This is a genomic window from Nocardia sp. NPDC049935, from assembly GCF_055586645.1.
Map to the genome: position 1 here is coordinate 1634982 of NZ_JBVJHV010000001.1, position 21794 is coordinate 1656775.

24 protein-coding genes are annotated in these 21794 nt (G+C 70.6%); 12 read left to right on the top strand and 12 right to left on the bottom strand.

Translation table 11 applies throughout. The annotated features are described in order from the left end of the window. Positions 1 to 13: 13 nt before the first annotated feature. Positions 14 to 670, top strand: a complete 657-nt coding sequence (locus ACZ6SF_RS07470; protein WP_466061122.1) for an SRPBCC family protein — start codon at positions 14 to 16, stop codon at positions 668 to 670. A gap of 59 nt (positions 671 to 729) precedes the next feature. Here the strand turns inward: ACZ6SF_RS07470 and ACZ6SF_RS07475 are convergent, their stop codons facing one another. Continuing rightward, positions 730 to 1401: a DNA alkylation repair protein gene (locus ACZ6SF_RS07475; RefSeq protein WP_466061123.1), complete on the bottom strand. Its 672-nt coding sequence runs from the start codon at positions 1399 to 1401 to the stop codon at positions 730 to 732. A gap of 131 nt (positions 1402 to 1532) precedes the next feature. Between ACZ6SF_RS07475 and ACZ6SF_RS07480 the strand changes: the two genes are divergently transcribed. Both ACZ6SF_RS07480 and ACZ6SF_RS07485 read left to right on the top strand, forming a co-directional pair. Continuing rightward, complete coding sequence (locus tag ACZ6SF_RS07480; protein ID WP_466061124.1) at positions 1533 to 1856, top strand: DMT family transporter; 324 nt, start codon at positions 1533 to 1535, stop codon at positions 1854 to 1856. Continuing rightward, positions 1853 to 2386: a TetR/AcrR family transcriptional regulator gene (locus ACZ6SF_RS07485; RefSeq protein ID WP_466061125.1), complete on the top strand. Its 534-nt coding sequence runs from the start codon at positions 1853 to 1855 to the stop codon at positions 2384 to 2386. The genes ACZ6SF_RS07480 and ACZ6SF_RS07485 overlap by 4 nt, the downstream gene beginning before the upstream one ends. Positions 2387 to 2398: 12 nt before the next feature. On the opposite strand, the gene ACZ6SF_RS07490 is transcribed toward ACZ6SF_RS07485, so the two are convergent. From ACZ6SF_RS07490 to ACZ6SF_RS07505, 4 genes are all read right to left on the bottom strand, one after another. Beyond that, the gene (locus ACZ6SF_RS07490; RefSeq protein ID WP_466061126.1) at positions 2399 to 4507 is read right to left on the bottom strand and encodes a heavy metal translocating P-type ATPase; all 2109 of its coding nucleotides are present in this window, start codon (positions 4505 to 4507) and stop codon (positions 2399 to 2401) included. 82 nt (positions 4508 to 4589) lie between these two features. Continuing rightward, a complete protein-coding gene (locus ACZ6SF_RS07495; RefSeq protein ID WP_466061127.1) occupies positions 4590 to 5213 on the bottom strand; it encodes a DUF305 domain-containing protein in 624 nt (207 codons plus the stop codon). 81 nt (positions 5214 to 5294) lie between these two features. Beyond that, positions 5295 to 5786 (bottom strand): hypothetical protein, encoded by a 492-nt coding sequence (locus tag ACZ6SF_RS07500; protein WP_466061128.1) that lies wholly within the window; start codon positions 5784 to 5786, stop codon positions 5295 to 5297. A 108-nt stretch (positions 5787 to 5894) separates the two neighbouring features. Beyond that, positions 5895 to 6206 carry a hypothetical protein gene (locus ACZ6SF_RS07505; RefSeq protein ID WP_466061129.1) on the bottom strand — a complete coding sequence of 104 codons (312 nt, stop codon included), beginning with the start codon at positions 6204 to 6206 and terminating at the stop codon, positions 5895 to 5897. Positions 6207 to 6594: 388 nt separating this feature from the next. Here ACZ6SF_RS07505 and ACZ6SF_RS07510 point away from each other — a divergent pair, with 388 nt between their 5' ends. Next, a complete protein-coding gene (locus tag ACZ6SF_RS07510) occupies positions 6595 to 7050 on the top strand; it encodes a hypothetical protein (protein ID WP_466061130.1) in 456 nt (151 codons plus the stop codon). A gap of 101 nt (positions 7051 to 7151) precedes the next feature. Here ACZ6SF_RS07510 and ACZ6SF_RS07515 read toward each other — a convergent pair whose 3' ends face one another. The 3 genes from ACZ6SF_RS07515 to ACZ6SF_RS07525 all read right to left on the bottom strand — a co-directional run bounded on the left by ACZ6SF_RS07515 (position 7152) and on the right by ACZ6SF_RS07525 (position 9148). Then, positions 7152 to 7409: an acyl carrier protein gene (locus ACZ6SF_RS07515; RefSeq protein WP_466061131.1), complete on the bottom strand. Its 258-nt coding sequence runs from the start codon at positions 7407 to 7409 to the stop codon at positions 7152 to 7154. A 174-nt stretch (positions 7410 to 7583) separates the two neighbouring features. Further along, a complete protein-coding gene (locus ACZ6SF_RS07520) occupies positions 7584 to 8672 on the bottom strand; it encodes an NAD(P)-dependent alcohol dehydrogenase (protein ID WP_466061132.1) in 1089 nt (362 codons plus the stop codon). 2 nt (positions 8673 to 8674) lie between these two features. Continuing rightward, on the bottom strand, positions 8675 to 9148 hold the full coding sequence (locus ACZ6SF_RS07525; protein ID WP_466061133.1) for a DUF4334 domain-containing protein: 474 nt from the start codon (positions 9146 to 9148) through the stop codon (positions 8675 to 8677). 83 nt (positions 9149 to 9231) lie between these two features. On the opposite strand from ACZ6SF_RS07525, the gene ACZ6SF_RS07530 reads away from it, so the two are divergent. After that, entirely contained in the window at positions 9232 to 9822 is a 591-nt protein-coding gene (locus ACZ6SF_RS07530; RefSeq protein ID WP_466061134.1) for a TetR/AcrR family transcriptional regulator, read from the top strand. A 10-nt stretch (positions 9823 to 9832) separates the two neighbouring features. Here ACZ6SF_RS07530 and ACZ6SF_RS07535 read toward each other — a convergent pair whose 3' ends face one another. Then, entirely contained in the window at positions 9833 to 10498 is a 666-nt protein-coding gene (locus tag ACZ6SF_RS07535) for a TetR/AcrR family transcriptional regulator (RefSeq protein WP_466061135.1), read from the bottom strand. A 267-nt stretch (positions 10499 to 10765) separates the two neighbouring features. On the opposite strand from ACZ6SF_RS07535, the gene ACZ6SF_RS07540 reads away from it, so the two are divergent. From ACZ6SF_RS07540 to ACZ6SF_RS07555, 4 genes are all read left to right on the top strand, one after another. Further along, the gene (locus ACZ6SF_RS07540) at positions 10766 to 12139 is read left to right on the top strand and encodes an NAD(P)/FAD-dependent oxidoreductase (RefSeq protein WP_466061136.1); all 1374 of its coding nucleotides are present in this window, start codon (positions 10766 to 10768) and stop codon (positions 12137 to 12139) included. Positions 12140 to 12152: 13 nt separating this feature from the next. Further along, entirely contained in the window at positions 12153 to 13955 is a 1803-nt protein-coding gene (locus ACZ6SF_RS07545) for a hydroxysqualene dehydroxylase (protein WP_466061137.1), read from the top strand. A 162-nt stretch (positions 13956 to 14117) separates the two neighbouring features. Then, positions 14118 to 14672: a DUF8020 domain-containing protein gene (locus tag ACZ6SF_RS07550; RefSeq protein WP_466061138.1), complete on the top strand. Its 555-nt coding sequence runs from the start codon at positions 14118 to 14120 to the stop codon at positions 14670 to 14672. Positions 14673 to 14929: 257 nt separating this feature from the next. Then, on the top strand, positions 14930 to 15916 hold the full coding sequence (locus tag ACZ6SF_RS07555) for a hypothetical protein (RefSeq protein WP_466061139.1): 987 nt from the start codon (positions 14930 to 14932) through the stop codon (positions 15914 to 15916). A 20-nt stretch (positions 15917 to 15936) separates the two neighbouring features. Here ACZ6SF_RS07555 and ACZ6SF_RS07560 read toward each other — a convergent pair whose 3' ends face one another. Beyond that, positions 15937 to 17349 (bottom strand): MDR family MFS transporter, encoded by a 1413-nt coding sequence (locus tag ACZ6SF_RS07560; RefSeq protein WP_466061140.1) that lies wholly within the window; start codon positions 17347 to 17349, stop codon positions 15937 to 15939. Positions 17350 to 17573: 224 nt separating this feature from the next. Between ACZ6SF_RS07560 and ACZ6SF_RS07565 the strand changes: the two genes are divergently transcribed. Together ACZ6SF_RS07565 and ACZ6SF_RS07570 are read left to right on the top strand one after the other, a co-directional pair. Next, entirely contained in the window at positions 17574 to 18092 is a 519-nt protein-coding gene (locus ACZ6SF_RS07565) for a DUF3558 family protein (RefSeq protein ID WP_466061141.1), read from the top strand. Between the two features lie 162 nt (positions 18093 to 18254). Next, the gene (locus ACZ6SF_RS07570) at positions 18255 to 19472 is read left to right on the top strand and encodes a PucR family transcriptional regulator (protein WP_466061142.1); all 1218 of its coding nucleotides are present in this window, start codon (positions 18255 to 18257) and stop codon (positions 19470 to 19472) included. A gap of 3 nt (positions 19473 to 19475) precedes the next feature. Here ACZ6SF_RS07570 and ACZ6SF_RS07575 read toward each other — a convergent pair whose 3' ends face one another. Further along, positions 19476 to 19916: an RsbRD N-terminal domain-containing protein gene (locus tag ACZ6SF_RS07575; RefSeq protein WP_466061143.1), complete on the bottom strand. Its 441-nt coding sequence runs from the start codon at positions 19914 to 19916 to the stop codon at positions 19476 to 19478. A 235-nt stretch (positions 19917 to 20151) separates the two neighbouring features. Here ACZ6SF_RS07575 and ACZ6SF_RS07580 point away from each other — a divergent pair, with 235 nt between their 5' ends. After that, positions 20152 to 20925, top strand: a complete 774-nt coding sequence (locus tag ACZ6SF_RS07580) for a M50 family metallopeptidase (RefSeq protein ID WP_466061144.1) — start codon at positions 20152 to 20154, stop codon at positions 20923 to 20925. 31 nt (positions 20926 to 20956) lie between these two features. On the opposite strand, the gene ACZ6SF_RS07585 is transcribed toward ACZ6SF_RS07580, so the two are convergent. After that, complete coding sequence (locus ACZ6SF_RS07585) at positions 20957 to 21730, bottom strand: siderophore-interacting protein (protein WP_466061145.1); 774 nt, start codon at positions 21728 to 21730, stop codon at positions 20957 to 20959. Positions 21731 to 21794: the final 64 nt, after the last annotated feature.

The following is a 21794-nucleotide window of genomic DNA, read 5'->3' on the forward strand; positions in this document are numbered from 1 at the left end:
CCTAGGACCGCGAATGAAACTAGAGAACACCTTCCAGATACCCGTTCCCGCCAAAGAGGCGTGGCCCGTCCTGCTGGACCTGGAGCGTATCGCGCCGTGTGTGCCCGGCGCCGTGCTCACCTCCCGCGACGGCGACGATTTCCACGGCAAGATCAAGGTCAAACTGGGCCCGGTGGGGCTGACCTACAACGGCATCATCAAAGTCCTCTCGCAGGACGAGGAGGCCGGAGTGGCCGTGCTGGAGGGCGGCGGCCGGGAGACCCGTGGCAACGGCACCGCCAAGGCCGTGATCACCTGCCGGCTCGTCGAATCCGGCGGTATCACCGATGTCTTCGTCGATACCGACCTGGCCATCACCGGTAAACCGGCCCAGTTCGGCCGCGGTGCGCTCGCCGATGTGGCGGGCAGCCTGATCGGTACCTTCGCCGACAATCTGGCCGCCGAGATCACCTCGTCGGCCGCCGCGACACCGGCGGAGTCCACCGAATCCGAGACGCCCGAACCGGCCGCCTCGACCGTGACCCCCCTCACACCGCGCAAAGCCGCCGAACCCATCGATCTGATGGCCGCGGCGGGTCTGTCGGCCAATCGGCAACTGGTACTCGCGCTCGGCGCGGCGGTACTGGTGATCCTGGTACTGCTCGGCCGCCGGCGCGGCACCGAGGGATAGCTCCGCGACCCGGCGGGATCACGAAGGCTACCCGCCGGGGAGCGGTCCCGGCCCGGGCGCTACGCGCCCTCGCGGCGGCGCACCATCTCGGTGATCCAGATCGGCGCGTACGGGGATGTACAGCCCTTGGCGGTCGGATAGTCCTCGAGTACCCCGAGGCGCTCGCCGATCGCGATGGCGCGGTCGCGGTGGGAGGCGTGCTCGATGCCGATCTGGGCCAGGGTGTGGTTCATCGCCCATTGCAACCGGTCCGGGGCGCGGGCCATCTCCCCTTCGATCGTGTCCAGCAGGCCTGTGAGGTCGAGACCGCCGGGGTTCCCGGCCACCCGCTCGGTGGTGAGCGCCCAGCCCGCGCTCGCCACCACCGGATCCGGATCGGCGAACCAGGCCGCGCGCAGTTCCTCGGCATGCGGATTCTTCTTCACCACGTAGTTCACCAGCCAGTCGTGCACCTTGGGGGTGCGGGCGGCGCGCAGCATGGCGTCGAGCTCGTCGCGATCGAACGCCTTGGGCCGGCAGATCAGCAGCGCCAGCAGTCTGGCCGCGGTGTCCTCGGTGTCCCAGAGCCCGTGTGCCAGGTCCTGCTGGGTTCTCAGGCGTTTGGCGAGGGCACGCAGGGCGCCGAGATTCACACCGTGATCGTCACCGTGTTTCTCGTTCACCGCGCGGATCTTCGGGTCCTCGAGCGCGGCCAGTTCGGCCATCACCTCGGCCACGTCGGTTCCGGCCACTCCGGCCTCCTGCCCTGGGATGTGGCCCCACCCTACGACGCCCGCGCGGCGATCGCCGCTCCGGCTCGCTCACCGCACCCCCGGCTGTGTACTTTTGTCCATGTACAAACGTACACACTCGGAGGAACCGCATGTCACTGGTACTACTCGGCGTGGCGATCGTCGCCGAGATCATCGGCACGAGCCTGCTCAAGTCCACGGAGGGCTTCACCCGGCTCTGGCCCACGGTGGCCTCGCTGTCGGCCTACGCGGTGGCGTTCGTCGCCCTGGCCCAGGCGATCTCACGCGGTATGAACGTCGGCTTCGCGTACGCGTTGTGGTCCGGTCTGGGCACTACGCTGATCGTGCTCATCGGCGCGCTGTTCCTCGGCGAGTCGCTCGGGCCCGTCAAGATCCTGGGTGTGGTACTGGTGGTGGCCGGAGTGGTCACCCTCAATCTGGCGGGCGCGCATTGACGCCCCGGGACCCGCATCGCCGCCAGCGCATCCTCGACGCCGCCCGCGAGCTCATACCCCGGCACGGTCTGGCCGGGCTGACCCACCGCGCGGTCGCGGCCGCCGCCGGTGTGCCGGTCGGATCCACGACCTACTACTTCGCCGACCTCACCGAACTCGTCGAGGCGGCCCTGGCCGACAGCGCGGCGGCCACCCGCGCCGCCCTCGCCGACTGGGCAGCGGCACTGGCGCACACCGACGATCTGCCCGCCACCCTGGCCGCGCTCACCGCCGGGTGTTACGCCGAACCGGAGCAGACCCTCACCGTCAACGAGCTCTACCTCGCCGCCACCCGCCACCCCGAACTCCGGCCGCTGGCACGGGTCTGGTTCGACGGGCTGGTGGATATCCTCACCCCGCATATCGGACCCGACGCGGCCCGCGCGGTCGCGATATTCCTCGACGGGACCCTGCTGCACGCCCTGTCGGGCGATTCCGCTCTCGACGCCGGGGAACTCACCGCTCCCCTCACCGCCCTGGCCCGGCTGTGACCGCGCGGCCCCTCACCGGGCGGTCGCGGGGGCGGGCGCGCCCCGCCGCCCGAGGACCGCGCCGGGACGAAGATCGAGTCCGCGCAGCAATTGGGCATTGAGCGCCACCACCACGGTCGATGCCGACATCAACAGCGCGCCGACCTCCATCGGCAGCGTGATGTGCCACGGCGCGAGCACCCCCGCGGCCAAGGGCACCGCGATGATGTTGTAGCCCGCCGCCCAGACCAGATTCTGGATCATCTTGCGGTACGTGGCCCGCGACAGCGCCATGACCGACAGCACCGACCGCGGATCGTCACCGGCCAGCACCACCCCCGCCGACGCGATCGCGACATCGGTACCGGCGCCGATGGCGATGCCCACATCGGCGCGGGCCAGCGCGGGTGCGTCGTTCACGCCGTCTCCGACCATCGCCACGGTGCGGCCGGCCGACTGCAACTCCGCCACCTTCGCGCCCTTGTCCCCCGGGAGGACCCCGGCGAACACCTCGTCGATCCCCAGCCGGGCGGCGACCGCGCGCGCCACGGGCTCGGCGTCGCCGGTGATCATCGCGACGTGCACACCGCGCGCGTGCAGGGCCGCGACCGCCTCGGCCGATTCCGGCCTGATCTCGTCGGCCGCGGCCAGCGCACCCACGACGGCGCCGTCGCGGACGATATGCAGCACGGTCGACCCCTCCGCCGCCCACTGTTCGCTCTCGGGTAGCGGGGCCGGCCCGTATTCCGCGAGCATTCCGGGCCCGCCCACCCCGACCGTCGCCGAATCCACGACCGCGGTCACACCGATTCCGTTGCGGGCGGCGAAATCGACGGCGGCGGGAACCTCGAGCCCGCGCCGGGCCGCCGCCTCGACGACGGCCCGGCCCAGCGGATGCTCGCTGTCACCTTCGACCGCGGCGGCCAGGGCCACCACCTCGTCCGCGCCCAACGCCCCGGTAGCCGCCACCGCGACCACGGCCGGTTCGCCCTTGGTGAGGGTGCCGGTCTTGTCGAACAGGACCGCGTCGACCGTGCGCATCGCCTCCAGCGCCCGGCGGTCGGTGATCAGCACCCCGGCCCGCGCCGCCCGTTCGGTCGCCAGCGCCACGACGAGCGGGATCGCCAGGCCGAGAGCATGGGGGCAGGCGATCACGAGCACCGTGATGGTACGGGTGACCGCCGATTCCGGCTGCCCCAGCAGCAGCCACGCGACGGCGGTCAGCACGGCCGCGCCGGAGGCGAACCAGAACAGCAGTCCCGCCGCGCGGTCGGCGAGCACCTGGGCCCGGGAGGAGGAATTCTGCGCCTCCCGCACCAGCCGCTGGATACCGGCCAGCGCGGTATCGGCGCCGACCGCCGTGATCCGCACTCGGAGCGCCGAATCGGTACTCACGGTTCCCGCGACCACCCGGTCGCCCGGCGACCGGCGAACCGCCCGCGATTCCCCGGTGATCATCGATTCGTCCACATCCGCGGTTCCGGACTCCACCGTCCCGTCCGCGGGGACCCGGCCGCCGGGGCGCACGATCACCAGATCACCGGCGGCCAGATCACCCGCGGCGACGGTCTCCGGCTGCCCGCCGGTTATCCGTTCTGCCTCGTCCGGCAGCAGCGCCGCCAGCGATTCCAGCGCGTTCGAGGCCTGTCCGAGCGAACGCATCTCGAGCCAGTGCCCGAGCAGCATGATCACGATGAGCAGCGCCAGTTCCCACCAGAAATCGAGATCGTGGGCCAGGATTCCGAGCGCGGCACCCCAGGAGGACAGGAATGCCACCGTGATCGCCAGGGCGATGAGCAACATCATGCCGGGGCGGCGGTCACGGATCTCGGCGACCGCCCCGGTGAGGAACGGGCGCCCGCCCCAGCCGTACATCACGGTCCCGAGCACGGGCGAGACCCAGGCCAGCGCATCCGGCACCGTATAGCCGACCAGGTCGGCGAACATCATATCGGCCGCCACCACCGGGACCGCGAGGATCAGCATCACCCAGAACAGCCGGCGGAAAACCGCCGCATGGTCGCCGTGGCCGGAATGCCCGGCGTGCGCCTCGGAGCGACCGGCAGGTCCCGGCATCGCGGGGTGTTGCGCGTGCCCGGGAGCCGCACCGTGCCCGGCTCCGTGTGCGTGATCGGTGGACATACCCGGATTATATACCCCTCAGGGGTATCAATCGGGAACAGGGCCCGGGCCGCGCGACGACGCGACCCGGGCTCCCCGGGAATCAGCCCTGCAGCATCCCCTGCATCTGCTGGATCTCGGCCTGCTGGGTATCGATGATCTCCTGCGCCATCGCCCGGGCCTCACCGAATTCACCCTCGGCCAGTTCGGTCCGCGCCATCTGCACCGCACCCTCGTGGTGCGCGATCATCATCTCGAGCCACATCCGGTCGAATTCGGCGCCGGTGGCGGATTCGAGCTGCGCCATCTGATCCCCGGTCATCATTCCGGGCATCTCGCCGTGGTCCATACCCGCGTGCCCGCCCGAATCGGGCACCGCGGCGCCCCAGGCCTGCAACCACCCGGTCATCGCGGTGATCTCCGGATCCTGCGCCTGCTGCACCCGCGCCGCCAGATCGATCACGGCAGGGTCGGTGGAGCGGCCGGGCACCAGCGCCGCCATCTCCACGGCCTGCCGATGATGCGGAATCATCTCCTGCGCGAAACGGATATCGGCCTGATTGTGCTCGCCGGTGGCATCCGCCGTCGCGGACCCCGGCGCCGCCGGGGCGCTCACGGCCGGAGACGACGCGTGGTCACCGTGGTCGGCGTCGTCACCACAACCGGCCAGTACGGCGGCCGAGGCGAAAAGGGCGAGGACAGCGGCGGTCGGCTTCTTCTTCATCATGTGTGTACTCCTGGGAGTGGGATTATCCGCGAATGTCGAGGCAGCACCGCGACCCGGAAAACCGGGCCCGGCGGCCGTCGATCACAACCGCAGGACACCCAGAGCGGCCAGGCGTACAGACGTGGCGGGCGGCGGCGGTCGCGCGAAGGTCGCGGGGTGACGAGCGCCCGGGCGCATCCCGGCGGTTCCGTCGGGCCACCACCGGGCAACCTGGTACAGCGCCAAGGCCAGTGCGGCCAGCGCGGTGAGAATCGCCAGGCACAGATGCAGGAGATCGTGTCCGGCACCGTGATCGGCCGGGGCGGTGTCGCGGGGTGGCTGCGCCGGCACCGCGGGCACGGCCTCGGCCGGCGACAGGAGCGACGATCCGGAACAGCACGGCTCATCGGCTCCGGATCGCATCGGGTCCGCCGCCTGGATCGCCGCGACGTCGAGCGCGCCGTGGTGGCCGGACGCCGCGGCGGACTCGGCGTGATCGGGCCCACCGGCCAGATGGTGCATGCCCAGGACGGCCATCACCAGGATGGCCGGTAGCAGCGAGCGCAACCACGCTCCCGAGGAAACGGACCGCACGCCGCCGAATCTAGCATCACCCCCGGCAACCCCCGGCCGGGCGGCCCGGACGGTGTCGTACGCGCCACACGCGACCATCACCGCCGCCGGCCACCCGACCGGCGTCCGTCACCCACCCATGATGGCGTTCATGATCGTGCCCGCACTGGTCGCCACCGCCCCGCCGAGCATCGCGCCGGCGATCTGCTTCGGGGCGGTCAGCGTCCCGCCGTTCCACTTCTCCCAGGCGAACTTACCGCCGCCGAACACGATCGAGGTGACGCCGGACAACAGGACGAACCAGGTGAGATAGCTGGTCATCTGAGTGATCTTGTCCGACAACGGCGGTGCTTCCGGGCTGGGATTACCGACCTGGGCGAGCACCCGGTACTCGTGCAGCGCCGGAAGGCCGTCGTGCAGTGCGGTGAGGATCATGCTCATTGTGGTCGTGCCCCTCTCGGATGCCGGTATACGCGGTGGCGGCGGATGCCATTTCCGTAAAGCCGAACCCGACCGGTTATTGAAGCGCAAACGCGGGCGCAATGGTGCGCGACTCACCGAAAAGTTCTGTTCGCGGCCGAAAATGGCGGCGTGTCGCGAACGCGACACGCGCCGGTCCGGAATTTCCGGCATCCGTCCGGCATCCCGATAATCGGTCCGGACCGTACGCGCCGGGGCGGATGAGCGGATCACCTCTCCGTCACAACACACCGACGGCTCCGTCACGCCGGGCACGTCCCGCCGGCGCCGCACCCGTGCCGCGCTAGCGTCGTGGTGCCCGACTGTTTCTGCACCGGCGAAAACCGATCACTCATCTGGGAGGTTTTGCGTGGGATCACGAACAGCACGACGCATCTCGGTCGCGACCGCCGCTCTGGCCGGTCTCGCGACGCCGGCCATTCTGCTGGCCCCGGCGACGGCGATCGCCCAGCCGCAATTGCCGATGCCCTGGCTCGTCCTGCATTTCGGGCCGAGCCCCGACAACCCGGAATCCGACGCACCGTCCGGCACCGTCCCCGAGGGGTCGGCATCCGAGGGCTCCGGCACGGACAGCCCCGGCCGGCAGGACGCCGGCGACAGCGACCCGGCCCCGGGCACCACCGGCGACAGCGATCAGGATCCGGGTGTACCGGGCACCGGCGAATCCGACGGGACACCGGGCGCCACCGGTGACAGCAGCCAGCCCCCCGGCGGCACCCCCGCCGAACCCGGCGAGGACGGAACCGGAACCCCGGGCGCGGGCGACTCCTCCGGCGGACAGCACACCGGGGTGGACGTCTTCTGACCCACTAACCGCTGTTCCCGGCCACCGGCGGAATCCTCACCGCGGGGCCGGGAGCAGCGACCACCGGCCGGGTGCCGTGACGGCAGTCCGCCCGCGCCGCCTCACCGCGCGGGCCCGGTCGGCGCCACGGGCACGCCCAGTACATTCATCAACTCGCCGAACGTCCGGGCGGCGGCCGCCTCCCGTTCCGGCACGTCGACGCCGTACTTCTTCTCCGCCAGCACGATGAGCGACAACACCGTCAGGGAATCCACCTCGAGATCGCCGAGGGTGGCCTCGGCCGGGATCTCGTCCAGCTCCAGCCCGCTGTGGGTGCGCAGGAACTCCGCGATGTACTCGCGAATCGGGATATCGGACATGGCAATCGGCCTCTCTCCGGCATTCCGGAGCCGCACGCGGCCCCGGACCACGGTAGCGGTGCCGAGTACCGTACTCCGGCGCGGTTGCACCGGGATGATCTCCACGTGAACGGCTTTCCGCCCGCGGCGGCGACGCGGCCGGGGTTCCGCCACCGGAAACCGGTAGCGCGCCGGCTACCAGGTCAGCACCGGCTTGATCACCGTACCCGCCCGCTGGGCCGCCAGGGCGGCAGCGATATCGGTATGGGGGAAACGCGCCACCAGCCGATCCACCGGGAGCAGGCCCCGGCCGTGCAGATCCAGCAGCCGCGGGATGAAGGTCTTCGGCTCCGCATCGCCCTCCAGGCAGCCGCGAATCGTTTTGCCCTGCAACACCATATCCCGCACATCGATGGGCGGGACTCCGGCGCCCAGGCCCACCGCGACCACCGTCGCACCGATATCCAGCGCGGCGAACGCCGCACCCAGCACCGCCGGCACACCGGTCGTGTCCACGGCGTGGGCGGCGCCGCCGCCCGTGATATCGCGGATCGCGGTCACGGTGTCGCCGTCGTCCGGATCCACCACCGCGTCGGCCCCCAGTTCCCGGGCGAGATCGCGGCGCGCCCCCGCGGTTTCCACGACCACCGTGCGCACGCCCGGAATCGTCCGGGCGGCCAGCAGCGCCGCCGACCCCACCGCACCGGCCCCGTAGATCGCCAGCCAGGAACCGGCGGCCGGGCGCAACGCGTTCAGCACGGCCCCCGCACCGGTCTGGAAGCCGCAGCCGAAGGCGGCCGCGACGGCCGGGTCCACGGCCGGATCGATCACCACCGTGTTGTCTTCGGTCGCCAGCGCGTAGCCCGCGAAACTGGACTGTCCGAAGAACCCGTCCCGCACCGGGGCGCCGCCGGCCGTGATCCGCACGGATTTGTCGGCCCGCCGGCCGAAATGGTTGAGCGCCGTGGAGTTCCGGCAGTACGCCGGGCGCCCGGCCGCGCAGTTGGGGCAGGCACCGCAGCGCCGGAAGGTCAGGACCACATGATCCCCGGGCCCGACCGAGGTGACCGCGGACCCGACGGCCGTCACGACCCCCGCGCCTTCGTGCCCGAGCAGGATCGGGCGGTCCGCCTTGCCCAGCACCCGGTTGACCAGGTCGGTGTGGCAGATACCGGCGGCGAGGATCCGCACCAGGATCTCGTCGTCGCGTGGCGCGTCCAGTTCGATCGGTTCGACCGAGAACGGCGCGGCCGGATCGCGGGAAAGTACCGCGGTGGTCCGCATCGTCAGACCCGTTCCAGCAGGAAGTAGAAATACTGCCCGTCGGCCAGAACGAGTTCCGGCCGCCCGTTCATGATGCCCATGAGCGTGGTGTCGCCCAGCCATTTGAAATGGTCGAATACGGCGCGGCCGTCGTAGACCATCGTGGCGGTCACCTCGCCGCGGAACTCGATATTCCACAGCGTGGCCTCGCCCTGCCCGAGTTCGACGTTGGAGAACAGCGTGCCGTCCTCGGCCCGGCAGATCAGCGGTTTGGCGTCGTTCAGCGCGTGGAAGGTCTTGCCGTACCAGCGACTCCTGGGCAGGGCCCGGCACAGCGGATGGCCGGTCTGGAAGGCATCGCCGCGCCATTCGCCGAGGATCTCCTCGGCGCGGGCCGGTCGCAGCCGGGCCCAGAGATCGTCCAGTTCGTCGACCGAGACGCCCTCGGTCTGCTCCCGCAGCTGCTGCCACCGTGGTGTGTCCGCGCTCATGTTCATCCCCTCGACGAATTCGGCGAACCATCTGGTTCGGCAACGACCATAGTTCCGAACCAGATGGTTCGGCAAGATAGGATCGCGGCATGCGTGCGGCAGGCCAGGCGACCCGGGAGCGAATTCTCGCGGCGGCCAAGGCGGAATTCGCCGAGTACGGCACAGCGGGCGCCCGGATCAACCGCATCGCCGCGGCCGCGCACGCCAGCAAAGACCGGCTCTACGCCTACTTCCCGGGAAAATCCGAACTGTACGCCGCGGTCACCGAACAGTGGACCGCCCAGACGACCGCGGAGACAGCACTGCGAGCCGACGATCTGCCGGGCTACGTCGGGCGGCTCTTCGACCATTTCCTCGAACACCCGGAGAACGCCCGGCTGCAGGCGTGGGCCGATCTGGAACCGGCCGACGAACATATCGAGCAGGTGCTGCGCCGCACCATCGACCCGAAACTCGCCGAGATCCGCCGGGGCCAGCGCGACGGGATCGTGACCGCCGATATCGCGGCGCCGACACTGCTGCGCATGCTCACCGAACTGGCCCGGACCACCGCCGTACACGCCGCGCAGGGGCCGGACCGGCGGATCCCCGGTCAACGCGCCGCGGTGGTGCTCGCCGCGCGCCGGCTGGCGGAACGCGCCGAGGCCGACGCACCGGTCACGCCGGCGCCGAACCGATGATCCGCGCCGGTCAGGCCGCCGGAGCGGGCCCCGCGCCGGTGGGCGCGTCGCCGTAGACGATCAGCCAGATCGACCGGCCCAGCGCGACCGCCAGTTCGTCGTCACCGATTCCCGTGGGTACCGCGAACGCCGTGGTGATGGACCGCTCGACCATCGCCGCGAGGACCAGCGCGGTGGCCGCCGGATCCAGGTCCGCGGCGATCCGGCCCGCCGCGCGGTCGGCCTCGAGCCGGATACGCACCAGATCCACGAATGTGGCCACGCGGCCCCGCCAGTAGGCGCCGACATCCCGGTCGTAGGCGGCGACCTCACTCAGGGCCAGCAGTAGGTAGCGATGCCGGCGAAAGCCCTCGATCATCGCACTCATCGCCCGGCGTACCCCGGCCTCGCGATCGGTGTGCTCGGCGCCCCACCAGCGTTCCGCGGCGGCGAAGAGGTCCGCGGTGGCGAGTTCGGCCATCCGGATCAGCAGCCGGCTCTTATCGGGGAAATACCGATAGAAGGTCGAGCGGGCCACCTGGGCGGCGGAAGCGATCTTCTGTACCGCGATCTCGGTGAAGGGAGTGCCGTCGGCCAGGAGGTCCTCCACCGCGCGCAGCACCCGGCGCTCGAATTCGGCCCGCCGGTCGTCGTCCGGTTTCCGGGCCGGTTTCGGGGCCCGCGTCAGCGAGGGCATCGGGCACTCACCGGATCGCCGGGCCGCGGTGGCAGGTATCGGCTCACTAGGTCCATGCCGCCATTGTGCCCGCCGGACCGTCGGGGTCGCCTGCCACGGGCGCCGTCCGGGCCCCGGCCGCGGGCACACCCACCGCAACCGTCGCCGGTAACGGCCCGATCGGAAAACTGTGCGGGACAGTGCGGCTCGGATGGTTGACAATCCGCCCTCCGCGCCGCACCATCGATCGGACACAGTGTCCGAGACTCGATGACCGAGGCGGTTCGCATGACTGACTCCCCCCGCACGGTCGAGCAGGCGGACGCCGTCGTGGTCGGCGCCCGCTGCGCCGGATCGGCCGCGGCCACGACGCTCGCCCGCGCGGGGCACCGGGTCGTCGCACTGGACTCCGCCCGGTTCCCCTCCGACACGCTGTCCACTCATCTGCTCTGGCCCGCCGGGGTCGCCGAACTGTCCCGGCTGGGTGCACTCGACGCCGTGACGGAATTGGGCGCGCCCGCCCTCACCCACGCGTTGGCCTCCGGGGCCGGGCATACGATCGCCACCGCGTTTCCCGAGGTGGACGGTATCGACTACACACTCTGTGTCCGCCGGACCGGGCTCGACCACGCCCTGGTCCGCACCGCCCGGGCGGCCGGTGCCGAGGTGCGCGAGCAGAGCCGGGTGACCGAACTCGTCTGGGACGGTGACCGCTGCGCCGGGGTCCGCTACCGCGACACCGACGGCGAGACCGCCGAGATCCGGGCCGCACTGGTGATCGGGGCGGACGGCCGCCGCAGCACCGTGGCGAAACTGGTGGGCGCGGAAACCCCCTACGAATCCGAGCCCAGCGGTCGCGACTGCTACTTCGCGTACTGGCGGGACGCCCACCCGGACTGGCGCGCGACCGCCGCCCAGTGGCGGGAGGGACCGGATCTCGGTACCGCGTTCCCGTGCGACGACGGCCTGCTGCTGTGTCTGGTCCAGCCGCCGGCCGAAGCCGGCGCACTACGTCCCGGGGAGGCCGAGCGCCGGTACACCGCGGCCATCGACCGCATACCGGCCTTGCGCGCGCGGCTGCGCGGCTGCGAACAGGCCACTCGGGTCCGGTCGGCCACCGGCATCGTCTCCTATTTCCGCCGTGCCTGCGGGCCCGGCTGGGCGCTGCCCGGCGATGCCGGTCATTTCAAGGATCCGGTGACCGCCCAGGGCATCCGCGACGCCCTGCGCTACGGCCGCCACCTCGCCGAATCCGTCTCCCCCGTGCTGCACGACCCCGATGCGCTGGACAACGCCCTCACGGCCTGGGATACCCGGCGCGTCCTGGAATGCCGCGAGATCTACCACTGGACCAACCGGCTCGCCCGGGGTACCGCGATGAGTCCCCTCGAGGTGGAGCTGTACCGCGCCGCGACCGCCGATCCCGATCTCGCCGCGATCACCACCGGAATCTTCTCCCGGACCCACCGCCCCGCCGAGCTCTACAGCCCGGCCCGGATGGCGCGGCTCACCGCCGGCGCCCTCTGGCACCACCGCGCCGACCCGCGGCCGGTCCTACGCGATATCGCCCACGAGATCGCCACCACCGCCCGGGAATTCCACACCTCCTGCACCGCCCTGAGCAGAACCCCCCTCGCCGTTCCACCGTCCACCACCGTTTGACCAGGAGATCACCATGTCGGATCAGCTGCCGAAGACGTCAGCCTCGATCGACCGCCGGACCGCGTTGCGCGGCGCCCTCGCCGGCGCCGCGGTCCTCGCGGCAGGCGCGGCCACCGGCGGTCCCGCCGCCGCGGCCCCGCCCCGGCACCGCACGCCCGGCCTACGCACCGGCGGTAAGGATGTGGCGATCTTCGGCGGCGGGATGGCGGGCCTGTCGGCGGCGCACGAACTGTCCGAGCGCGGATTCCGGGTCACCGTCTACGAACCGGCCTACCTCGGCGGTAAGGCGCGCAGTATGGGCGTGCCCGGGACCGGCGCCGGCGGCCGGGCGGATCTGCCGGGCGAGCACGGGTTCCGATTCTTCCCCGGCTGCTACCAGAATATTCCCGATACGATGCGCCGGATTCCCTTCCCGGGCAACCCCAACGGGGTCCTCGACAATCTGATCCGGGTGGAGGGCACGGTCGCGGGTTTCCGCGACCGGCCGCCCATCTTCGCTCCGGTGGAACTCGGCGCGATCGATCAGCTCACTCCGGATCGCCTGCAGAACAGCATTATCGGGGCCTTCGGCTTCATCCCGGAACTGCCGCCGCACGAACTGGCGTTCTTCGCCAAACAGATGGTCATGTGGTTCACCTCGAGCACCGAACGCCGGTTCGGTCAGTGGGAGTACCTGACCTGGGAACAGATCATGCGGGCCGACGGCAAATCGCAGGCCTACCGTTCCTACCTCGTCAACGCCCTCACCCGGATCACCGTCGCCGCCAAACCGCATCTCAGTTCGGCCCGCACCATCGGCACCATCGGCGAGGCACTGGTCCTGGCCGGATCGGGCGTGGTTCCCGAATTCTCCGGCGGTGTGGACCGGATCCTCAACAGGCCCACCAACGCCGCCTGGATCGAACCGTGGGTCGCCTATTTGCGGGCGCGCGGCGTGCAATTCGTGATGGGATCGGCCGCGAGCCGGCTGTCCTACTCCGGCGGGCGGATCGATTCGGTCACCGTCACCGACGGCCAGGGCAGCACGAACACCGTGGTCGCCGACCACTACATCTGCGCGATGCCGGTCGAGAAGACCGTGCCGCTGCTCGACGACGCGATCCTCGCCGCGGATCCCCGACTCGCCGGAATGCGTGAACTGATGACCGATTGGATGGTCGGCATCCAGTACTACCTGCGGCGGCCCACCGATATCCCGGAGGGGCATATCGCCGCGCTGGGTTCCCCCTGGGCACTCACCGCCCTGCGCCAGGCACCCATGTGGGTGGGGGATTTCCCGGCCCAGTACGGCGACGGTTCGGTCCAGGAATGCTTCTCGGTCGATATCTCGGACTGGGATACTCCCGGAATCGTTCATCAGCGGCCGGCCAAACAGTGCAGCGCAGCGGAAATCGCGGCCGAGGTGTGGGCGCAGCTCAAACTCTGGCTCAACACCAACACCGGATGGCTGCGCGACGAGGACATCCACTCCTGGCATCTCGATCCGGGCGTCACCTGGTCGGGCGGGACCACCCACAACGCGACCCCGCTGCTGGTCAATACCGTGGGGTCCTACGACAATCGGCCCGAGGCCCGCTGCGCCATTCCGAATCTGTTCTTCGGTGGCGACCACGTCCGCAGCCATATCGACCTCGCCACGATGGAGAGCGCCAACGAATCGGGCCGATCGGCCGCCAACGCCATCATCGACGCCGCCGGCGATCCGGCGCCGCACGCGCCCGTGTTCCCGCTGGTGGCACTGCCCGCGTTCGACGCCGCGAAAAAACTCGACGCGGACCGCTACCGGGCCGGGCTCCCCCATATTCTCGATATCTAGCGGCACTCCGGTGGCCCCCGGAAGCGAATCGGCGGATATCCCGGAATCCGCCGAAAGCATTGTCGGTCCGATTATGTTCCGTGAGAATGGGTTCCGGGCCGAAATCCGGCTTCCTGGGGAACCGCCGGCGCCCGGGCGCCGGCAGATCGAGTGGGGAACATCATGAGAATCGAGCACATCGCGGCCACCGCGCTGATCTCCATCGGCGCCCTCGGCGTGGCCACGGGTACCGCGGCGGCCGATGCGCGGACCGCGGCGGATATCGCCGTCCGCGGCACCGAGCAGGCGGTAGGCTACGTCGTCGCGCCGGACGAGAGCGGCACCGCGATCGCCACCACCCTGGACGCCGGCAGCTTCCGGCTCACGGCCGACGGTGCGGCGGTCACCCTGGCCGACGCGTCCGGCCGGACGCTGACCACGCTGCCGCTGGGACTCGCCGCGGCGGGGCAGACCGCGCCGCTGGCCGCCGATATCTCCGCCGACGGCCGCACCCTGACCCTGACGCCCGGCGCGGCCACCCCGGCGAGTCACCATGTGGCCCAACTGGTGGCCGATCCGGGCACCGAGGCGCGCAAGATGCACAATGCCGGAATCGGCGCCCTGATCGGCGGCGGAATCGGCGCGGTACTGGGCTTCTTCCTGGGCGGTGTCGGCGCGCTGATCACCATTCCGATCGGCGCGGGTGTGGGCGCGCTCATCGGCTATTCCACTCCGTGACAACCGGATCCGGCGCGCGCGGGAAGTCACCGCGCGCGCCGGATCCATCTCGTGCATCCGGCGGCCGTTCCGATTCGCTTGCGGCAGTGTGGATCCACGCCTCACGCAACCGCTTCGCGGCACCGCCGCGGAGCGGTTTTCTGTCGGACCCCCACCGTAGAATCATGCAGGTAGGACACAGTCGGAGGGTAGGTCGCGGCCGGGGCGGACCGGTCGCGGCACAGGCTCTCCGGCGCTTCGGAACCGGGGGTTCTGTGATGAGTGAATTCGGAAACGAACGACTGCTGCCGCCGCGCCGGCACGGCACGTCGTGGCGCGAATCGGAATACCGGGCCATCGCCTCGGAACTGCGCTCCGGCGTCCGGCCGGACGCTATCGCCGCGGAACTCGGCCGCACACCGTCGGCTCTGCAGGCGGCGCTGCGCAATTTCATCCCACCGGAGGAGAAGGTACGGGCCGGCGATCGGGCCGGGTGGATCCGGGACCGGCTGGCGGCGGATCCGGAATGGGACTGGTGGGCGGTGGTGCTGGACCGGCATCTGCACGGCCCGTCCATTCTCTGGCTCACCGAGCACGAACATATCGCGCGCGACGCCTGGCGCGAGCGGACGCCGATGCCCGTCCTGGCGCAGCGGCTGGGCACCGCGGAAATCGAGGTCGCCGGGTTCCTGCGCGCACTCGGCCTGGCGGAGAGCCTGGCCGATGTCGCCGACCGGTTGGGCGCGACGCCCGGCCAGGCCCTCGCCAAGCGGGTCAACGCGGCGCGCGACCAGGATGCCTCCGCTCACTGGGTGCTCGTGGTCGACGGCGCCGCGGGTACCGTGCGCCCGCGGCGCGCCCCGGTGCCGCGGCATGTCTCGGTGCACGAGAGCCGGGCCGCCGCCGAGGCCGGCAGAGACCGGGTCCTGCGCTGGCATCATCGCACCGCGGGCGACAGTTCGGCCCCGGTCTGGTGGACCATCGCCCAGCGCGGGGTCGGCGATACCGCGGGCCGCACCTACTGCGGCGTCGACGGCCCGGCGCCGCTCGTCGAAAGCGGCGTGCGGGCCGACGAACTCGCCGTCGGCGACCGGATCCGGATCGCCGGATCCGACGGCACACCGCTCGAAGCGCTGGTCGAATCGGTCGACTGCCGCGATGAGATCGTGGTGGCCGATCTCGGCCCGGTCGGGGAATCCCGGGTCCACCAGGTGATCGAATTCGAGGCCGCGGAGCGGGTGGAAGTGCTGCGCGGGGCCCGGTAGCCGAACGCGCCGCCGGGCCGCTACCGGCCGCTCTCGGTACGGCCCGGCATGAGCGCGCTCGCCACCACCATCACCACCGTCATAGCGGCCACCGCCACGAACACCAGATGCACACCGTCGGCCAGCGCTTCGGGCGACGGTGTCCCGGTGGCGCCGATCCGGGAATTCACCAGGGCGCCGAAGATCGCCACCCCCACCGCGCTGCCGATGGACCGGGCGAACATATTGGCCGAGGTCACCACGCCGCGTTCGCTCCAGGTCGCCTCGGTCTGCGCCGCGATCAGAGTCGGGCTCGCCACCAGGCCCATACCCAGACCCACCGCGAAACAGGTGGCCGCGACCTGCGCGATCGTCGAATCCGGTCCGATGAACAGCGCGGCCGTGGTCCCGAGCACCGCGATACCGCTGCCCAGGACCGCCGTCCGGCGGAACCCGATCCGCAGGTACACCCGGCCGGACTGCGAGGCCGAAATCGGCCACCCGAGGGTGAGGGCGCCCACCGTGAGCCCGCCGACCAGGGCACTGGCGCCGAGGACCCCCTGGGTGAAGGTCGGGACATACGAGGTCAGACCGAGTAGCAGCGCTCCGACCAGCAGCGATATCGCCGAACTGGCGACCACCACGCGCCGGGTGAACAGCCACAACGGCAGAATCGGATCGGCCGCCCGGCGTTCCACGACGACGAACAGCAGCAACAGGGCACCGCCGCCGGCGAAGATCGCGATACCGGCCGGTGAGTTCCAGGCCCAGGCCCGGCCGCCCTCCAGCAGCCCGAGGATCAGCGCCCCCGCCCCGACGGTCAGCAGGATCGCGCCGAGCACATCGATACGCTGCCGGTGCCGGGGCGCGGTCTCGGTGAAATGCCGCCACACCATCCAGCCGGCCCAGGCCGCCAGCGGCAGATTGATCAGGAAGATCCAGCGCCAGCCCAGATAGTCGGCGAATACACCACCCAGCAGCGGGCCGGCGACCGAGGAGACCGCCCAGACACCGGCGAGGTAGCCCTGCACCTTGGCGCGTTCGGTCAGGGTGTAGAGGTCACCGGCGATGGTCATGGTCATCGGCTGGATGGCGCCCGCGCCGATCCCCTGGATCGCCCGGAACACGATGAGGGCGAGCATGCTGCCCGCGAGCCCGCATAGCAGCGAACCGACGGCGAAGACCGCGATACCGAAGAGGATCACGGGTTTGCGTCCGACCATATCGGCGACCTTCCCGTAGATCGGCACGGTCACCGCCTGGGCGAGCAGATAAATGCTGAACAGCCACGGAAACTGGGCGAACCCGCCGAGACTGTCGGTGATCGACAACACCGCGGTGGCGATGATCGTCGAGTCCAGCGCCACCAGCGCGGTGGCCAGCATCAGCGAACCGAGGACCGCGCCGCGTTCGGAGCGGAGCCCGACGGCGGCCTTCGTTGTTTCCGCCACCACCTGCGAACCCCTTTCCTCGAACCGGACAGACCAACCTGCCCGCCGGGCCACGCTATTCCCGCCCGGCCCGTACGGACTGCCGATTTTCCACATGGTGAGACAGTTGTCCGGATGATCTCCCCCGCGCTCCGGTGTTGTGGCCGGGGTCAGAGAGCCCGCGCGGCCGCTGTGAGCACGCACAGAGCGCCTGTGGCACAGCGGAATCCGGGATTAGCATGCGCCGCATGAAATCTCCCGGGCACCACCGCGCCGTCCTGTCCGCGATCCTGTCGGCCACCGTGCTGTGCGCGATCGCCGTCACCACGACCGGATGCGGACCCGGCAGCCGCACCGAGCCCGCGGCCGCCTGGGATCCGTGCGGCCTGCCCGCCGGGTTGATCACCGACGCGGGGTTCCTCGCCGGATCGGGGCGGCGCGATGTCGCGGCCGAGGCGGGCTGGGCGGGCTGCGGATGGAGCAGCGACACCGCCGCGCTTCGGGTCTGGTTCGCGGCCGAGGGTTCACCCGGCGACGTGGGCGGCGGACAGGACACCGCCACCGCTGTCACGATCGGCGACCGGGCCGGCCGGCGTCTGTCGACCGGCGCCGCCGACACCGCGCCGACCTGCACTGTCGTTCTGCCGACCGCCGACGGTGGGGTGATCCGCGTCCGGGTCGACAACTCACCGGCGGGCGCCGGCCCGGACGCCTGCACCCGGGCCGAGCGGACGGCGACCGCACTCGCACCGGCACTGCCCCGGTGACGGGGGACTTTCCCGACCGTAGGGCGCACCACTGTGACCAGTCACAACGCGAATCGGCCGCACTTCAGGGTCATCCAACCGAGTTCGTAAACCGGCCCACAGCCCGAAACCTGATCGTTACTGTGGAGCCCAGTTCGCCACCCGGGGGTAGAAGGAGTCAGCATGACCGCCGATGCGACCAGAACCAAGCTGACGCTATCCGGCCAGCCGATGTCCGCCCCGCTGCAGGACGTGCGCAAACTGTCGCGGCGGATGGTCGGCCATTTCGTCGAGAACGTCGTCCCGTGCGGCACCCTGCCCGGTGACGCCATCTACGGGGATGTCACCACCATCACCCGCACCTGCCTGGAACTGGCCGTCAGCATGCTCGACGGTAAGGACATCCCCGAGAAGACCCGCAGGCTGGAGAACGCCGCCGCCGGATGGGCGCGCGAGGGTGTGCCCATCGACACCATCCACCACGCCGTCCACGAGGGGTTCCGGCTCGGGCTGGACCTGGTGGTGTCGAACGCGACCGTCACCGACTATTCCGCGCTGGTCGACGGGGCCAAACTCGTGGTGGAGATGCTGGACAAGATGACCGTCTGCATCTCCATGGCCTATGTGCGCGAACTGCGGTCGGTGGTGAGCGAACACCACACCGCGGTGCATACCCTCACCTCGGCGCTGCTGGGCGGGCACAGCACCTCGACCATGGCGCGGGAATGCGGGATCGAGATCGCGCCCGCCTATTCCGTGCTCGCGGTGGCCATCCCGGCCCACCCCGACGAATCCATCGCCGCGCTGGACGGCAAAGTGGTCGCGCGGCGCAAACTGCGCCGGGTGCAGGCCGAATTGGCGACCCGCTGCGAGGACGCGGCGCTGTCGCTGCTGAGCGTGGACGGCGGCACGGTGCTGCTGCCCGCCGGGGTCGTCGCCGTCGCCGAACTCGACGAACTGCTGGCGCAGTTGTCCCGGGCCGCGCAGGTGCCGATCAGCGCGGCGGTCGTGGAGGCGCCGACCGCCGAAGTGCCCTCGGCCGCCGATCAGGCGCACGAACTGCTGGATATGGTCCAGCGCCTGGACTGTGTGCCGGGGCTGTACCGGTTCGACGATATGGCGCTGGAATACCAGCTGACCCGCCCCGGCCCGGGCCGGGAGTATCTGGGCTCGCTGCTCGACCCCCTCGACGACCATCCGGAGCTGCTGGAAACCCTGCAGCGCCATATCAGCAACAATCTCAACCGCCAGCGCACCGCGCGGCTCATGCATATCCACACCAACACCATCGACTACCGGCTCAAGCGGGTCGCCCAGCTCACCGGATTCGACCCCACCCAGCCCTCGGGCCTGTGGTATCTGCGCTCCGCGCTGGTGGCGCGCAGCTACCGGGCGAGCTGAGGCTCACGCCGGGCCCCGGTCCGCGCGCACCTGGGCCACGTACGCCCGCGAGACGGCGGCGGTCAGCGTATCGAGAACATCGGCGACGAAGCAGCCGTCCACCCCTTCGGCGCGGCCCGGATCGGGCCGCAATCCCAGCCCGTTCTTCACACTCTCGTGTAACGCGTGCTGGATGACCTCGAGCGGCACATCCTCGCGCGCCCAGCGGGCCGCGGCGACCTCGAGCCGGGCCAGCACCTGCTGCCCGGACGGATCGGAATCGTCGAGCAACGCCAGCGCCAGGCCCAGTCCCACCCGGAACGCGGTCCCGAAGTCGGCGCCCGGCGGTTCCGGTGCCCCGGCCGGGCCCGAAGACCAGATACGCAGCAACTCGGCCGGATCCGGAACATCGAAGGGTTCGGCCTGGTCTCCGGATTCGGGGTCGAACTGCCCACTCGTGCACATACGTGCTCCTTCCACCAAGGACCGACAGCGATATGGACAAACGTACAATTGCCCGCCCTCACCGGTAGAACACAGCGCCGGACTTCGGTCCAGCTCGGAACGGCGGTCGGCAAAGATAGTGAGACGTCCCATCAACAGATACTGGGGATGGTGGCCGCGCCCACCGTCGCGCGCTCCGGGCGCCGGTGAGTGGCACGACGCGCGCCCGGACCGCGCCCCCGGTTATGGTGCGGCGGTGGATACCGGTGATCTGATAGACCGCAGCAGTTCCATCGCGGAGCGGCTGACGACGACCCAGGCGGCACCGCCCTCGTGGCTGGTGCTCGCCACCGCGGTGGCCGCCCTGATACTGGTGTCATATCGCCCCCTGTGGCGCCTCACCCGCCATGTCGTCACCATCGCGCACGAGGGCGGCCACGCGCTGATCGCCCTGCTGAGCGGGCGCCGGCTCACCGCGATCACGCTGCACTCCGACACCTCCGGACTCACCGTCTCCCGCGGTAAGCCCTACGGGCTCGGGATGATTCTCACCGCGCTCGCCGGATACCCGGCGCCGCCACTGGTCGGGCTCGGCTTCGCCGCGCTGCTGGGCGCCGGCCGGATCACGTTGATGCTGTGGATCGCCATCGCCGCGCTGGCCGTGATGCTGGTGATGATCCGCAATGTGTACGGGGTGGTGTCCGTGGTGTCCACGGGCGCACTGGTTTTCGTGGTGTCCTGGTTCGGATCCGATGCCCTGCAGGCCGGTTTCGCCTATCTGGCCACCTGGCTGCTGCTCCTGGCCGGCAGCCGGCCGGTCCTGGAATTGCAGCGCACCCGGTCGCGGATGCGCGACGGCACCACCGACGCCGATCAGCTGGCCCGGCTGACCCGGCTCCCCGGACTGCTGTGGGTGGGCGTGTTCCTGGCGATCGCACTGGGTGCGCTGGCCGCCGGCGCGGCGCTGCTGCTCTCGGCGACGGCCGGGATCTGCCTGCCGGTGCCCAACGGCGCCGACTGCCCGGCCTGACCCGGCCGCCACCGCGGCGGCCGGACCGGTCTCAGGCGCTCTCGGCCTCGGCGAGTTCCTTCTTCCAGACCCGGAAGCCCTCCTCGGTGCGGCCCCGGCGCCAGTACCCGGAGATCGAGGCGAATTCGGCCGCGACACCGCGCTCCCGGCGGATATAGGGCCGCAGATTGTGCATCACCGCCTGCGCCTCACCGTGGATGAAGACCTGGGCGCGACCGGGCAGCCAGGGTGCGGACTTCACCGCGCCGATGAGTGGGGCGTTGTCGCCGGCCCGCTCGGCGCCGACCTCGTGCGCGGCGCCGCCGCGATGAATCCAGGTGACCTCGACCAGGGCCTTCGAGGTGAAAACGATCTCGTCCGCGGCATCGGCGACCTCGATGAACACCTTCGCGGGCGCGCCCTCCGGAAGCGCTTCCACGGCGGCGGAGATCGCGGGCAGCGCGGCCTCGTCGCCCGCCAGCAGATGCCAATCGGCGTCGGCGCGGGGTGCGTAGGCGCCGTTGGGTCCGTAGAACGTGACCTGCTCGCCCGCCTGCACCGACGCGGCCCACGGCCCGGCGATCCCCTCGTCGCCGTGCACCACGAAATCGATCGCGATCTCGCGGGCCGCGGTATCCACCGAGCGGACCGTGTAGGTGCGCATGACCTCACCGTCGGGCCGGTCGAAGAGCAGCTTCACGTAGGCGTCGGTGAACTGGACGGCATCGAAATCACCGAAACCGGGGTCGCCCAGATACACCCGCACGATATGTGGGCTCAACCACTCGGTCCGGGCGACCGTCATGGTCGTACGCTTCCTGGCCATCCGTTCTCCTTTACGAATTAGGTTTACCTAAGCAAACGTACCAGCCCTGTCGGAGCCGCTGTGT

Bases quoted from the DNA above. Each gene is read 5' to 3' on its own strand.
- ACZ6SF_RS07470 (WP_466061122.1), top strand. From the start codon at position 14: ATGAAACTAGAGAACACCTTCCAGATACCCGTTCCCGCCAAAGAGGCG.
- ACZ6SF_RS07480 (WP_466061124.1), top strand. From the start codon at position 1,533: ATGTCACTGGTACTACTCGGCGTGGCGATCGTCGCCGAGATCATCGGC.
- ACZ6SF_RS07490 (WP_466061126.1), bottom strand. From the start codon at position 4,507: ATGTCCACCGATCACGCACACGGAGCCGGGCACGGTGCGGCTCCCGGG.
- ACZ6SF_RS07495 (WP_466061127.1), bottom strand. From the start codon at position 5,213: ATGATGAAGAAGAAGCCGACCGCCGCTGTCCTCGCCCTTTTCGCCTCG.
- ACZ6SF_RS07505 (WP_466061129.1), bottom strand. From the start codon at position 6,206: ATGAGCATGATCCTCACCGCACTGCACGACGGCCTTCCGGCGCTGCAC.
- ACZ6SF_RS07515 (WP_466061131.1), bottom strand. From the start codon at position 7,409: ATGTCCGATATCCCGATTCGCGAGTACATCGCGGAGTTCCTGCGCACC.
- ACZ6SF_RS07520 (WP_466061132.1), bottom strand. From the start codon at position 8,672: ATGCGGACCACCGCGGTACTTTCCCGCGATCCGGCCGCGCCGTTCTCG.
- ACZ6SF_RS07525 (WP_466061133.1), bottom strand. From the start codon at position 9,148: ATGAACATGAGCGCGGACACACCACGGTGGCAGCAGCTGCGGGAGCAG.
- ACZ6SF_RS07530 (WP_466061134.1), top strand. From the start codon at position 9,232: ATGCGTGCGGCAGGCCAGGCGACCCGGGAGCGAATTCTCGCGGCGGCC.
- ACZ6SF_RS07535 (WP_466061135.1), bottom strand. From the start codon at position 10,498: ATGCCCTCGCTGACGCGGGCCCCGAAACCGGCCCGGAAACCGGACGAC.
- ACZ6SF_RS07540 (WP_466061136.1), top strand. From the start codon at position 10,766: ATGACTGACTCCCCCCGCACGGTCGAGCAGGCGGACGCCGTCGTGGTC.
- ACZ6SF_RS07545 (WP_466061137.1), top strand. From the start codon at position 12,153: ATGTCGGATCAGCTGCCGAAGACGTCAGCCTCGATCGACCGCCGGACC.
- ACZ6SF_RS07550 (WP_466061138.1), top strand. From the start codon at position 14,118: ATGAGAATCGAGCACATCGCGGCCACCGCGCTGATCTCCATCGGCGCC.
- ACZ6SF_RS07555 (WP_466061139.1), top strand. From the start codon at position 14,930: ATGAGTGAATTCGGAAACGAACGACTGCTGCCGCCGCGCCGGCACGGC.
- ACZ6SF_RS07565 (WP_466061141.1), top strand. From the start codon at position 17,574: ATGAAATCTCCCGGGCACCACCGCGCCGTCCTGTCCGCGATCCTGTCG.
- ACZ6SF_RS07570 (WP_466061142.1), top strand. From the start codon at position 18,255: ATGACCGCCGATGCGACCAGAACCAAGCTGACGCTATCCGGCCAGCCG.
- ACZ6SF_RS07575 (WP_466061143.1), bottom strand. From the start codon at position 19,916: ATGTGCACGAGTGGGCAGTTCGACCCCGAATCCGGAGACCAGGCCGAA.
- ACZ6SF_RS07585 (WP_466061145.1), bottom strand. From the start codon at position 21,730: ATGGCCAGGAAGCGTACGACCATGACGGTCGCCCGGACCGAGTGGTTG.